The organism is Streptomyces sp. NBC_01314 (genome assembly GCF_041435215.1).
In the GTDB taxonomy this organism is placed as follows: domain Bacteria; phylum Actinomycetota; class Actinomycetes; order Streptomycetales; family Streptomycetaceae; genus Streptomyces.
On record NZ_CP108394.1, the window covers coordinates 11,162,142 to 11,175,310 of the forward strand.

General features: G+C 67.8%; 8 protein-coding genes. 3 read left to right on the plus strand and 5 right to left on the minus strand.

What is annotated here, in order from left to right; genetic code table 11:
* Window positions 1-466: 466 nt before the first annotated feature.
* Window positions 467-1,615 (plus strand): ISAs1 family transposase, encoded by a 1,149-nt coding sequence (locus tag OG622_RS49410; RefSeq protein ID WP_371583691.1) that lies wholly within the window; start codon window positions 467-469, stop codon window positions 1,613-1,615.
* Window positions 1,616-1,976: 361 nt separating this feature from the next.
* Here OG622_RS49410 and OG622_RS49415 read toward each other — a convergent pair whose 3' ends face one another.
* The 5 genes from OG622_RS49415 to OG622_RS49435 all read right to left on the minus strand — a co-directional run bounded on the left by OG622_RS49415 (window position 1,977) and on the right by OG622_RS49435 (window position 11,276).
* Window positions 1,977-3,686, minus strand: coding sequence for a helix-turn-helix domain-containing protein (locus OG622_RS49415; RefSeq protein ID WP_371583934.1), 1,710 nt, complete (start codon window positions 3,684-3,686; stop codon window positions 1,977-1,979).
* A 118-nt stretch (window positions 3,687-3,804) separates the two neighbouring features.
* Window positions 3,805-4,530: an IS21-like element helper ATPase IstB gene (gene istB / locus OG622_RS49420; protein WP_371583979.1), complete on the minus strand. Its 726-nt coding sequence runs from the start codon at window positions 4,528-4,530 to the stop codon at window positions 3,805-3,807.
* 108 nt (window positions 4,531-4,638) lie between these two features.
* Window positions 4,639-6,114 carry an IS21 family transposase gene (istA, locus tag OG622_RS49425; RefSeq protein ID WP_371572548.1) on the minus strand — a complete coding sequence of 492 codons (1,476 nt, stop codon included), beginning with the start codon at window positions 6,112-6,114 and terminating at the stop codon, window positions 4,639-4,641.
* A 755-nt stretch (window positions 6,115-6,869) separates the two neighbouring features.
* On the minus strand, window positions 6,870-8,756 hold the full coding sequence (locus OG622_RS49430) for a pectinesterase family protein (RefSeq protein ID WP_371583935.1): 1,887 nt from the start codon (window positions 8,754-8,756) through the stop codon (window positions 6,870-6,872).
* Between the two features lie 267 nt (window positions 8,757-9,023).
* Window positions 9,024-11,276, minus strand: a complete 2,253-nt coding sequence (locus tag OG622_RS49435) for a LuxR C-terminal-related transcriptional regulator (RefSeq protein ID WP_371583936.1) — start codon at window positions 11,274-11,276, stop codon at window positions 9,024-9,026.
* An 822-nt stretch (window positions 11,277-12,098) separates the two neighbouring features.
* On the opposite strand from OG622_RS49435, the gene OG622_RS49440 reads away from it, so the two are divergent.
* Complete coding sequence (locus OG622_RS49440) at window positions 12,099-12,332, plus strand: transposase (RefSeq protein ID WP_371583937.1); 234 nt, start codon at window positions 12,099-12,101, stop codon at window positions 12,330-12,332.
* 22 nt (window positions 12,333-12,354) lie between these two features.
* The gene (locus tag OG622_RS49445; RefSeq protein ID WP_371583938.1) at window positions 12,355-12,717 is read left to right on the plus strand and encodes a DUF6193 family natural product biosynthesis protein; all 363 of its coding nucleotides are present in this window, start codon (window positions 12,355-12,357) and stop codon (window positions 12,715-12,717) included.
* Window positions 12,718-13,169: the final 452 nt, after the last annotated feature.

The window sequence follows — 13,169 nt, forward strand, 5'->3', positions numbered from 1 at the left end:
CTGGGTAAGTAATTGTCTCCCTGAGGGGGAGGATCGGACCGCCCACCGCGAAATGCGTGCAATTTGCAAATACTTTCCACTCGAGCCGACCAGGTACCCGCGGCACGTCAGCGCTCTACCGTGCCGAGGGCTCCCATCACAGGCCATCCGACGCGGTGATCCGGCGGTGGTGAGCGGTGTCAGCCACCCCGGTTCGCTCTCGGCCTTGGCCAGGGGATCAGGACGACGATTTCGCCTCGGGTGTGCCGCCAAGGCTTTGGCGTAGTCGCGTGCTGTCCGGTTCACGCAGATTTGGCGCGCCTCGCGGTGCTCCGAGCGCGGGGCAGGGCTGATTCAAAGTCTTGGGGGTCATGGAAACGTGCAGGTCGCGGAGGTGCGACGATCCGGCGGAAGTCCGTCACGAACACAACGAAGCTCCGGTTGACGGGGTGACCTTCCCAAGTCGCCCTGCCCGTCCGGAGCTTCGATGTGCCGCCAGTCTGCCACTGTCTGCCTGACCAAGTCGCCCACCGCCGCCCAGCGAGGCGTGAAGGGTGTCGCCGAACGACTGGCCGTTCTTCGCGATCCGCGAGATCGGCGGGGACGGCGACATTCGCTGGCATCGGTCCTGCTCACCGCCTGCTGCGCGGTGCTGGCCGGGGCTCGCTCCTATCTGGCCGTGGGCCAGTGGGCCCGCCACGCGCCCCTGGACGCACTGGCCCGCCTCGGCGTGCGCGCCACCGGCCCACTGGGCGTGCGCCGCGCACCGTCCAGCTCAACCATCCGCCGTCTGCTGACTCTCGTATGTCCCGGCGGGCTTGCCGACCTACTCGGATGCGACCCCACGGGCAGCCGGCACCTGGCCATGGACGGCAAGACCGCCCGCGGCTCGCGCACGGACACCGGCCCGGCCGCCCACCTGCTCTCCGCCGTCCTGGAAGGCGGACGCACCGTCAGCCAGCTGCGGGTGCCGGACAAGACCACCGAGGTCACCGGCTTCACGAAGCTGCTGTCCCCGTTCGACCTGACCGGTGTCGTGGTGACCGCCGACGCCCTGCACACCCACCGTGACCACGCCAGGTGGCTGGTCGAAGCGAAGAGGGCGCACTACCTGCTCGTGGTCAAGCGGAACCAGCCGACGCTGCACAACGCGTTGCGTTCGCTGCCGTGGAAGGAGGTGACCGCCCGCCGCTACGACCGCGAGGCGGGGCACGGGCGACGTGAGACCCGCTCGGTGCGCACCCTCACCGTCACCAGTCTCGGGCTGGACTTCCCGCACGTGGCGCAGGCCGCGAAGATCCACCGGCATCGCACCGACCTCAAAACCGGCAAGATCACCCGTGAGACCGTCTACGCCATCACCGACCTGACGGCGCGTGCGGCATCTCCCCAGGCCATCGGCCAACTCGCCCGCGCGCAATGGGGCATCGAGGCCGTGCACCACGTAAGAGACACCACGTTCGGCGAGGACGCCTCGAAGATCCGCACCGGCCACGGACCGGAGAACATGGCCACCCTGCGCAGCTTCGCGATCAGCACCCTACGCACCGCTGGGCACCACAGCATCGCCGCCGGCCTGCGCGAGCTCTCCTACACGCCCTTCACCCGCCCACTGGACCTGATCGGACTGCCTTGACCAGCAACACCACATGATCACCAGGACTTTGAATCAGCCCTGCCTCGGTAGCCGACCATCACGGAGCACATCACGCGTCTTCTTCGTCACCCGGTAATGGTGGGGGCATCTTCCGCAGATCATCTCCGGATGCGGCATCAATATCCACGCCTGATGATTGACGGTCAAGGGATCCGGTGGAAAGGGGGAAGTTAATTCCCGGTGACGCGAGAACGGCAGAAAAAGGGCATGCCAAATGGCAGCGAACTCAAAAGATGAGAGCGCCGATATAAAGCCATGGCCGGCGCGGTGGCGCCTGCGTGTGCTGGCGAGTCTTTAGAGGCTGGAATTGTTCATCAATCCAGCCCGCGGCGCCGAACAATCAACCTCGGTCCGGACCGCGTCCGCCCGTGAAGCGGCATCGTCGGCCACAGCGGCGGTCCGGCCGTCTCGATGGGCAGCCGCTCGCCCGTCCGGGACCCTGCAGGGAGGCCAGCGCGGCGGTCAGCACGACAGCCAGGACAGCGGCCAGCGAGGCCCACAGGCACCGTGCTCTGCGGGCGGTTCTGGCGGCTTCCCACCGTTCCGTCTCGCACGCCTGCCGGGAGGCGCTGAGGAACGCCCTCTCCTGTGCCGTGAGGGCACCGCGCATCTTTGGAGCGGTGAAGAACTCCTCCGCCCTGGCCAGTCGGATGCCCCGGTACAGGGCGCCAGGGTCGCGGCCGAACTCCTGCCAGATACGGACGGCTTCGATGAGGCGGCACTGTTCGTGCAGCCGCTCACGGTCCTCCTCGATCCAGCCGCGCAGCCGGGCCCAGCGGGTGAGCAGAGCCTCGTGGGCGAGTTCCACCGTGTCCTCGCCCACGGTGAGCAGCCTGGCGTGGGCCAGCCTTTCCACGACCCGGACCGCCTCCTCGGGCTCCGGAAGGGAGCGGAGCTCGGCCAGGGGAATCGGGCGTCGAGTGTCGGGGGAGCAGTCGCCGGGGACGACCATCCGCAACAACAGCTGCCGGACGGTGTGTGCCTGGGCGGGGGACAGGCGGCCGTAGACCTCTTCGCCGGTGGCGACGATCGGGCCGAGGACGCCGCCAACGGCTTCGTAGGCGGCCAGCGTCAGCATCCGGCCCCGGCGTTTTCGCCAGGTCTCCAGCAGGGCGCGGGAGAGGATCGGCAGTCCGCCCGGCTGGTTCGCGACGTCCTGGACCAGCCTGTTGGTCAACTCCCGTTCCACCAGCAGCCCCGCGGCGGCAGCCGGCCCGGTGACCGCCTCCCGCAGTTCCGCAGGGCTCATCGGGCCGATCCGCAGACTGGAATCCCGCAGTGCCTGCGCGAGACCAGGGTGCTCGGCGCAGCGACCGCGATAGTCAGCCCGTACGGCGAGCACCACCCGTACCCGGCTGTCCGGCTCTCGGGCGGCCAGCAGCAGGTCGATGAAGCGGTTTCGCTCGGCCCGGTTCCGGCAGAGCGTGAAGACCTCCTCGAACTGGTCGACCACCATCCAGATTTCAGGCTCGTCGGGGCACGGGTTCAACAGACGGTCGTAGGCGGCCGCGGGACCCTCCCCCGGCGTGAGCAGCCGGACCAGGGCGGAAGGCCGAAGCCGTCCCGCCGTCTCCTGCAACGCCGGGACCAATCCCGCCCGCAGCAGGGAGGACTTCCCGCTCCCTGAGGCACCGGACAGAATCGCGAACCGCCGCTCGGTCACCAGCGCCACCAGCTCCGCCACCAGGCGGTCGCGACCGAAGAAGAAAGCGCGGTCCTCCGGTTCATACGGGGCCGGCCCCCGGTAGGGCGGCGGCACACCGCCGGTGTCGAGCCTCGCTGCCGCCTCCTCGACCGCCTGCTTCCACCGCACCTGCCATTCATCCGGGTCCGCGCCGCACGCCTGCACATACGCCCGAAGTACCTGAAGGGACGGCATCCGTTCGCCCGAAGCCGCCTGCGCCAGCGTCGTCACCGAGAAGCGCACCCGCTGGGCCATGGTCCGATAGGTGGGACTACCGGCCTGCTCGCGCAGCAGCCGCAGTTCGTATGCGAGCCGCTGCACCGGCCCGTCATCCGGTTCCAGTCGCTTCTCAGGACGGCCCGCCATACTTCCTCCCCTTTTGTCAACGGTCATTGAGATGCCCAGGTGGGTGGCCGTTGAGTGTCCAGGCTGGTGGCCATCAGAAACCCAGGTGTGTGACCAGTGGTGTTCCTGGGGGTGAGGGTCAGCTCAAGGGGACCACCCCCTTCCCTGCGAGGGCCTCGGCGAGGCGGTGCGAGTCGCCGGTGGTGGTCACGAGGTGAGCGTGGTGCATCAGGCGGTCGGTGCTCGCGCCCGCGAGAGTCTTCGGCATGATCGTGTCGAAGCCTGAGGGGTGGATGTTGCTGGTCACAGCGATGGACCGGCGTTCGTAGGCGGCGTCGATGATCCGGTAGAACGCCTCGGCGGCGTCTTCCCCGACAGGCAGCAAGCCGATGTCGTCGATGACGATGAGGTCCGCGCGGCAGATCCGGGCGACGGTCCGAGCGGTGGACCCGTCGACCTTCGACTTCCCGATCGCGGCGCTGAGCGTCTCCAGGGTGAACCAGGACACCCGCAGGTCGTTCTCGATCGCGGCCTGGGCCAGGCCCTCGGTGAAGTGGCTCTTGCCCGTCCCCGACGGGCCGGCGATCACCAGATTCTCGGCGCGGCCGATCCACTCCAGCGTGATCAGGGAGTTCTGGGTGGGTTCGGGGATCGTGGAGTCCTCGGCCCGCCAGGAGCCCAGGGTCTTGCCGGTGGGGAAGTTCGCCGAGTGGCGGCGAAGACGCCGGGTGGCCGCGTCGCGGCCGGTGACCTCCTCGGCTATCAGCAGCCGCAGCACCTCGGCGGGGTCCCAGCGTTGTGCGCGGGCGGTGGCCAGCACATCGGGGGCGGCTTTGCGCATATAGGGCAGGCGCATGCGGCGCATGAGCTTGTCGAGTTCCTCGGGGAGGGCGGGCGGGCTGGGAAAACTCACGAAGGTGCCGTTCTCTTGAATGACGAGCAGTCAGTTTGGGGTGGTGGACGACGTGTTGGCTCAGCGGCCCAGGGCCTGCCAGCCGATGGTTCCGTTCTGGACGGAGTGGGACTCGTCCGCGCGGACGACCTCGCCGGCGGGCTTGCTGTCGGCGATGTGTCCCAGGATCGAGAGCAGGTCGTCGTCGGCGAAGCGCCCGGCCGTGGCCGCAAGGCCGAGGGCCTGGTCGACTTTGTCGTTGCCCAGGACGGTGGCCAGCTCGACCGCGCGGGCCATCTTGGCGCGGATGCGGACCGCGCCGGCGGGTCCGGCCTCCTTGAGCCAGCGCCCGGCCCCGGGGCCGATGCCAACGAACGCGATCTCCGCCTCCGAGCGGGGCCGCAGCCTCGGCTGGTGGATGCTGCGGCCGTCGGGATGGTCGGGGTAGTGCTCGTCGATGATCTGCGGAACACCCGGGGTGGAAAGCTGGTGGCGCCAAATCTCCGACAGGTCCCCGGAGTTGGTGCGGGCAGTGATGGACAGTTCCTCGCCGACCACCCGGCACCACACCTTGGCACCGGTATAGCCCGGCGGGGTCGAGTAGCGCACCGCGTTGAAGCTGATCGTGCGGTCCGAGCCGACCAGCCTCTCCTCGCCCAGCGCAAGCGCGAGCGGCTCGATGGGCAGGACATGCAGTGTGGTGCGTTCGACGTCCAGACGGCTCGCGGGTATCTGCCCAGTCGCCCGGTGACGGCGCGAGTTCACGGCATCGCACCAGGTCAGGCAGGCATCGGCGAGCTCGGCGAAGGTGTCGTAGGCGGACAGCAGGTTCGCGCTGGTGGGCACCAGGTCGGCCTTCGCGATCCGGACCGTGGCCTCCGCACCACCCTTCGACTCGGGGTCGTAGGGCACGCAACTGACCACCTGGCAGCCGTAATGGCGGCCCGCGGCGACCATCTGTGGATGCCGCACCGGGATCCCGGCGATGTGCTCGACGGTGACCGTCTTCGCATTGTCGGTCAGTACATACGTCGGCGCCCCGCCGATCCGCCTGAGCGTGGTGTCCAGGCAGGCCACCAGCGTGCCCAGCGTGCAGTCCCAGACCGGGATCACGACCCGGAACCGCGACCAGGACAGCCATGCGCAGAACAACCAGGTCCGACGCCCCGCGATGCGCGGACCCTCGCCCCAGTCGAACTGCAGCCACCGGCCCGGCTCGGGAATCCACGGCCGGTAGGTGCGGCGCTTGCCCGCCTTCCACGCCACTTTTGCCGCGTTCACCGCCCGTCTCGTCGAGCGCGCGCTGCCCCGGTAGCCCATCTTCACGAGCTTGTCGTGGACCACATCGGCGCGGATCGTCGCCTTCGACTGCTCGACCCACTCCTCGACCTTCTCCAGGAACGCGTCGATCATCTTCGGCCGCGGCTCTCGCTCATAGGGATTGCGCCCGCCGTTGCGGGCCTCGACATACCGCTTGACCGTCTTCGGGTCGTGCCCCGTCAAGGTCGCCGCCGACCAGACCGTCCCGGTCAGGTCGTACGCCTCAAGGATTTCCATAATCTCCGTGTCAGACTTCGTCACAGGACCTCTCCGGCCGGTAGCTGATGCGCGCAAACACCAGCAAACGGTCGGAGGGGTCTCCTCCAGTTAAGGAAGTGATCAGGAACACCACTGGTCAGACGGCCATCCACCTGGAATTCCGGTGGCCATCAGCCTGGACTCGGCTGGCCGCACATCTGGACTTTGCCACGGCCGCCGTCACCTTTGACGTGGACCTCCCCGTCGGAGCACCGCCGCAGCACGAGCCGCCGCTGGAACGGACGTCACCCTCGCATCGGACGGGAGAGTTGTGAGGGGGAAGGAACCTTCCCCTGGCTGCGCCTGCCCCTTGGATGGGAACGGGCGTGCCGTACAACTGGCGGAGTGGTTCGGGTGACTCGCGGTGCGCGACCGGGGTCCACATCGGTCGGCGGCCCTGATTCTGGTGGCTGCCTGGCTGCCTGCGGCTGCCGAGCTGCCGCCCCTGGTCGCGCCGGCCGGCGTCATTGTGCTCTTCGCGGCCTGGCCACCTTGGAGACGTGGCGCTTCGCAGAGCTTCGCCGTACGGAGCGCGTCTGAACGTCGCCTTCGCGACACCACGCAGCCGTCATCCTCGCCGCACACTCACACCGGCGAAAGCCCAGGGCTGATGGTGTGTGTACGAACCATGGCGGGGCCGAGACGGGAATGCTGTCCAGGCCCCGCCATGGTTCACCTCGACGCCAGGGCGGAGGTGCCGCCGGTGGGTAGCGGGCGCGTTACCTCTGCTCCGGTCACCAGCGAGGAGTCCACCCGTCACTGCCTGCCAGATACTTGGCGACGGTGAAGTCGGCCGCCTCCGCGTCGCTCATCTTCGGTGCGTTCGCGCCTTGGCCGGCTCCGGGGCCGACATTTTGGTACTCCTTGAAGCGGGCCTGCTGCCAGGGGTATTCGGGGACCATGTTGGTCCAGGGCTGCGCGTCCTTGACGCCCGGCTGGATGTCGCTGTTGCGCACCACCGCCTGGGGCCAGGCCGTCGAGGTGTTGCGCCACGGCCGACCGAGGTGCATCGAGTCGCTCGGTACATTGGCGGTGGTGATCGTGCAGCTGTTGATCAGGATCCCGTACTTCTTGCTGCTGTCGGTGCTCGGCGCCAGCACCGAGCCGCCGGGCCACGCGAGTGCCTGAATCGTGGACCGGTCGATCACCGCGGTGGCGTTGCCGAAGATGAAGTCCACGTCGCCCCGAACGAAACAGTTGACGAAGTACTGCCGGGCCTGGGTCGTAGGCGTCTGCCCCTTGACGTACAGGGTGTCCTGATGACTCATGATCGCGACGTTGTGGAAAATCTGCCGGTCACCCATGGCGGCGACTGCGACGGCCTGGGTCTCGTACGGGCTGATCTCCGGGTGGGCGCTGCGCTCGAATGTGTTCTGGATCGTGAGATTTTTGACGATCAGGCTGGGTGCCGTGAATGTGGCCACGGCGCTGTTCTGGGTGCCGTACTTCGTGCCGGTGTACGGGTCGATCATCCCGTGGCACCTGGTGTTGTAGATGACGACATCCGCGCGGTTGCCGGTGAGGCTCTCAATCGTGAGGAAACTCCTGTTCGACGGAACATCAATGACCTCATGGTACAAGCCCTTGTCGATGATGATTCTTCTCTCGCCGTCGAGGTGGGCCGCGTCGATCGCATCCTGCACGTTCGTGTGGTCGGCGAAGCCGTCCTGCGCCACGAACTGCGTTGAAGTCGAGTCAAGGTGCCTGTCGCGGAAGGTGCCGCGGCCCGAGTGGTGCGCCAACATCAGGATTCCCGCCAACGCCGGGGGGTAATTGCCACCGCTGCCCGGCCAATTCACAGCCAGCCAGTCGAAAAACTGCCTACTGAGACTAAGCCAGTTGTTGTGCTGGGTAGCGTGCTGCGCGGTGACGGTGTACGGCAAACCGTTGCCGAAGGCCGTGGCAGTCGCAGCCGCTTGATTTATGAACCGGGATCCTTCGGCGAGCGCCACGATGATCTGCAGGAGCCCCCGCGCCACGCGGCTGACATTGAGGCCGTCATGAAGGTCTCTCACGGCCTGGTCGAGGCTGATGGGAGTGATCGGCATACCAACACGGTTGACTCCGGCCGCGCCCTCTAGGGCGCCGTAGCCCGCCCCCATTGCCTCATGTCGGGGATCTACGTTCGCGTTGGGGGCGAGCGGACGGATGGCTCCCGGCAGGTTCACGTCGGCCTCCAGCGTGAAGAAGTTACCGAGGGTCACTGCACCGCCATCACCGCCAACCTCGTCCCCTATGCGCCATCCCAGAATGTAGGCGTCCGACTGGCGCATGAATATCCGGATGAACTGAGTGCCTGTTTCGGCGTGCAGGTCAATGGTGGTCCAGTAGTTCGCCCCGGTCTCATCGGTGACCGAGACGGGGCGCTGGCCCTCTGGCTGGATCCGGTGGGACCTCACACGATCTACGATCGCGTTGATCGTTGCTGCGTACTCCTTCCCGGCGGACTTGTTCTTGTTCTCAAAGCTGATGCGCCAAGTGACGTTTGCGCCGGTCGCGGCGGCGGCGCGGGGGGCGATGCCGATCCCCAAGCCGGTGGCCAGAAGGCTGCCGGCCCCCACGGCCGTCGCGGCGGTGAGAAATGATCTTCTGTCGAGTCGGCCCTGCTCTTCGGTCGTCACATGAGCTCCTAGTTTGTTCTGAGCGACCCATTGAATGGACTGCTACGTACGGTGACTGCCGATCTTGGCCGTGACCTTCCCGCAGGCCGGCCCGTGCGGCGGGGTTCGGGATGCACTCGCTGGGCGCGGGTCCGAGGCCTGCGGCGCAGAAGGGCGCGCCTTGCCGTTCCGTCGTGCCGAAATACTCGGCGAGGGGTACGCCCCGAGGCCATGCGTGCTTCCACGCAGCGGGCCCGCCAGGCGCCTGGGTATTTCTACGGAGTTGCCCTACGCGGTGAGCGCCTGGTTCGCTGTCCACCAGGACGCGATCTGGGCGCGGCAGCTGAAGCTCATCTTCGCCAGGACGTTCTCGACGTGGCGCTCGACCGTGCGCGGGGAGCGGCAGAGCGCGGAGGCGATCTGCTGGTTGCTGAGGCCTTCGGCCACCAGCGCGGCCACTTCGCCCTCCCGGGGTGTCAGCGGGCTCGGGGCGCAGGGTGTGGCCGGCGGTTCGGGTTCGGTGCGCAGGGCGTAGGCGATGGCTTCGTCGGGGCCATGGTGGCGCCCGCCCTCCGCGAGGGCCGTCTCGTACGCGGCCGGGCCCAACGCCCGTACGACGTCCTCCTCGCACCGGGTGTACTGGGCGGCCATGTGGGGTCCGAACGCCGATACGGAGGTGTCGAGGTCACGCCACAGGGCACGCGCGGCACCCAGCAGCCGTGCCGCCTCCTCGTGGCTGCCGCAGGCGGAGGTGACCCAGGCGAGCTGCTCCAGCATCAGTGCGACCCTGATGTAGTCGTTGAAGCCCTGTTCGTTCTCCAGCGCGGCCCGGATCATGCGTCCGGCCCCCTTCAGATCGCCCCGCCTCCAGGCGTCGTAACCGAGCGTCCACTGCGCATGCGCACGGAGCAGCCGCTCGTCGCACGCCTCGGCCAGGGCGAGCGCCTGTCTGCAGGTCTCCGTGGTGCGTGGATCCCCCAGGTGGGACTGGGCGGTGGCCATCTGGATCAGCGCGTGGACCGCCCCGGCCTCCTCGCCAGTCCGCAGATGAGAGGCCATCGCTGCCTCCAGCAACGACACGGCCTCCTCCAGCCGGCCACTGAACAAAGCCAACGTGCCCCGCAGGCTTTGGACGTGGGCGCACGCCACCGGGTCTTCCAGTCGCTCGCCCAGTTCCGCGGCCTCGTCCAGCCGCAGGTGCGCCGCAGCGTGATCGCGCTGCAGTGTCGCCACCCAGGCGGCGACCCACAGCGCCCTGGCCCGCGTCGGCGTGGGTTCGTGTGCGGCGGCCAACGCCCGGTCGAGCCGGTGGCGTCCCTCACCGAGGAACCCGCCCTCGCACCAGTGGAAGCGCAGCGCGGCGGCCAGCGCCAGGGTGGCCTGCGGGTCGCCTCCCCGCTCCAGCACAGCATGCAGATTGGCATGCTCGGCACGCAGCCGGGTCAGGCTCTCCCGCTGGCCGGGGCCGTACCAGCCGTCGGCCATGCGCTCGGCGAAGGCCAGGTAGAAATCACGGTGCCGTCGCTGTATCCGTTGCTCCTCGCCGGATTCGGCGAGCCGCTCACGCCCGTATTGGCGGATGGTCTCCAGCAGCCGATAACGCGGCCGACCATCTCGCTCGGTGGGCAGGAGGATGGACTGGACGACCAACTGGTCCAGGAGATGGAGTATGTCGTCCTGGCCTATGCCGTCGCCCGCGCAGACGCTCTCGGCCGCATCCAGGCCGAAGTCGCCGGCGAAGACCGACAGCCGGTTCCACAGCAGCCGCTCAGCAGGGGTGCACAGCTCGTGGCTCCAGTCGATCAGCCCGCGGAGCGTGCGCTGGCGCGGCCGGGCGACCCGGCAGCCGCTCGCGAGCAGCCCGAAGCGATCCTCCAGCCGGTCCACCACCTCGTCGACGGTCAGGGTCCGCAGCCGGGACGCGGCCAGCTCGATGGCCAGCGGCAGCCCGTCCAACTCCTCGCACAACCGGAGGACCTGGGCGCGGTTGGCGTCGGTGACCCGGAACTCCGGGCGTACGGCGGCGGTCCGGTCCCGCAGCAGCTCCACCGCGTCGTCGGACGCCAGCGGAGGGACGGCGACGATGTGCTCTCCGCAAATTCCCAGCGCCCGGCGACTGGTCGCCAGAACGCGCAGCCCGGGGGAGACCGACAGCAGCGCATGTGCCAGCTCAGCACAGGCGTCGACGAGGTGCTCGCAGTTGTCCAGCACGATCAGCGGAGCGCGGTGGGTCAGAAACGCGGCGAGCTGGTCGATGACCGGTCCGATGCCGAGGTCCGGCACCCCCAGCGCGGTCGCCATGGCATTCGCCACCAACGACGGGTCCCGCACCGGCGCCAGATCCACCAGGCACACCCCGTCCGCGAACTCCGTCGCCGACACCGCGGCCACCTCCAGCGCCAACCGGGTCTTGCCCACCCCGCCAGGGCCGGTGAGTGTCAACAGCCGCGTCGTCCCCAGACGGCGGCGTGCCTCTGCGAGGTTCCCGCGCCTGCCCACAAACGTGGTCAGGGCCGCGGGCTGATTCCCCACGTCTGGCATCTGGATGGTCACGTTCCTTCTCGCCCTTCAATGGCTCGCATCGTCCTGGAACACCAAGGACGACTGGCTGCGGTGCAGCACGCTTCGCTGCGAGCGGTGGGGCGAGCCCCGTCGTGTAGAGGTACCCCAGCCGCCGTGCCCCGCCCCCGTAACCGGCAAGAAAGAACAAGTCCCGCGGTTGCGCCTTTTAGTCACTCCCCGAAGGGGAGAATCGCTTACCCGGCGAAGGATAGGGAGGGGACATTTTCCTACCCCCCACAGCGCGCTCTTCCGATGCAAAGCTTGATCCGCACCGAGCGCAGACTCTCAGGAGCCCGATCACCATGTCCTCGTCTGGCCGCCCCACTATCGCCATGCCTCCATTCGGGCTACGGCCACATGGCGGTGATCGCCGGAGCCCTGGCGCGTGGTGCAGCGGGAGTCGGCGCCGATGTCGTCTCGATCTCCGTGGACACCATCACTGACGGGCAGTGGGCGCACCTGGCACGGCGTGCACTGGAACGCCCTGGGTATCCAGCCGGGCTGGGCATCCACCACGAGCGGCGAGGACGCCATCAACCGGCTGGGCTTCTTCATGTGTGTACAACGACGTAGCCTGGCAACTCCTGCCGCTGGAGTTGGGGTTCGACTCCGGGTAGACCTGCTGGCGCCGCCTGGAGCGGTGGCAGCAGGCGGGAGTCTTCGGTCAGCCGCACCGCATCCTGCTGACCGAACTGAACGCGGCGGGCGGCCTCGATTGGTCGCGGGCCTGCGTAGACGGCTCCCACATCCGCGCGAAGAGGGGGTGCCGACGCCGGTCCGTCGCCGGTCGACGGGCGCAAGATGGGCAGCAAACACCACTTGATCGTCGGCGGTCCCGGCACCCTGCTCAAGGTCATCACGACCGCGGCCAACATCAACGATGTGACCCGGACTCTCGCCCTGATCGACGGCATCCCACCGGTGGCGGGCCGCCCCGGTCGTCCTCGCAGGCATTCCGAAGCCCTGCTCGGAGACAAGGGATACGACTCCAATCCGAACCGCGAAGAACGCCGCTTCTCGCAGGGGACCCGCTGACGCGGCACCGCCAGGCAGGGTGGTGTCGACCGCTTGGCGGCTGACTTTGGAACGCTCACCGGTGATCCGGCTCGGCGACGCCGAACTGGCCGAGGCTCTGTACGCGCAGTCGGCGCTACGCGTGTTCTTCCCGTTTCCGTCACACGACGAGTTCAGCCTGCTGAGCAGCACTGCGAATCCATTCCACGAGGAGGTCCCGCGGGTGAGACCAGCGGGAGACAAATCGGGGGATGTGGTCACACCGTGGTCGCGGCAGGCTCAGTCATGTGTGCTCGGAACGCGGCTCAGTGCTCGCGAGGCCGCAGCATTGGTGGCCGCGAACGTCCCCGTCGGCAGCGGTCCGGCCATCGAGGGAGGTTGGCCGACCGACCCCAGTACCGCCTGACGCGGGCATCGAGCACTCCTGGGCGGGCCAAGCCGACCCCCGGAGCGCGCTACTTGGCCAACCTGGCCAATTGCGATGCTCAGTCACAGCTTGTGATCGTGTTACGGGCTTTATGGCCCCCGTCTAATTTCAAAAAACCTTCCAGGTTAAAACTGTTCATGTCAAGACAAGTCCAAATGTATCCACGGCTATTCAATTCGATTCGAATGTAAATGAGTGTTCGAATGTCAGGCTGGCATTATTAGGCCAATTTGATTACAGCGCATCGAGAGAGAGTGGGAGCGCTCGGCGGTTCCGCTGGCCCAGGGGCTGCTCAAGGCGCTGAGCTGACGACTCAGCCGCACGTGGAAGGAAACTCGGAGGCCCCTGTGCGCATGCTGGGTCGCCGAGTCCCCCTCTGCGTCCAGCCATACACGTCGGAACCGGTATGATTATCGTGCGACAGTCGAGCC

Excerpts from the sequence above, each read along its gene's own strand:
- OG622_RS49410 (WP_371583691.1), top strand. The coding sequence starts at position 467 with ATGTGCCGCCAGTCTGCCACTGTCTGCCTGACCAAGTCGCCCACCGCC.
- OG622_RS49415 (WP_371583934.1), bottom strand. The coding sequence starts at position 3,686 with ATGGCGGGCCGTCCTGAGAAGCGACTGGAACCGGATGACGGGCCGGTG.
- istB (WP_371583979.1), bottom strand. The coding sequence starts at position 4,530 with ATGCGCCGCATGCGCCTGCCCTATATGCGCAAAGCCGCCCCCGATGTG.
- istA (WP_371572548.1), bottom strand. The coding sequence starts at position 6,114 with ATGGAAATCCTTGAGGCGTACGACCTGACCGGGACGGTCTGGTCGGCG.
- OG622_RS49435 (WP_371583936.1), bottom strand. The coding sequence starts at position 11,276 with ATGCCAGACGTGGGGAATCAGCCCGCGGCCCTGACCACGTTTGTGGGC.
- OG622_RS49440 (WP_371583937.1), top strand. The coding sequence starts at position 12,099 with ATGGGCAGCAAACACCACTTGATCGTCGGCGGTCCCGGCACCCTGCTC.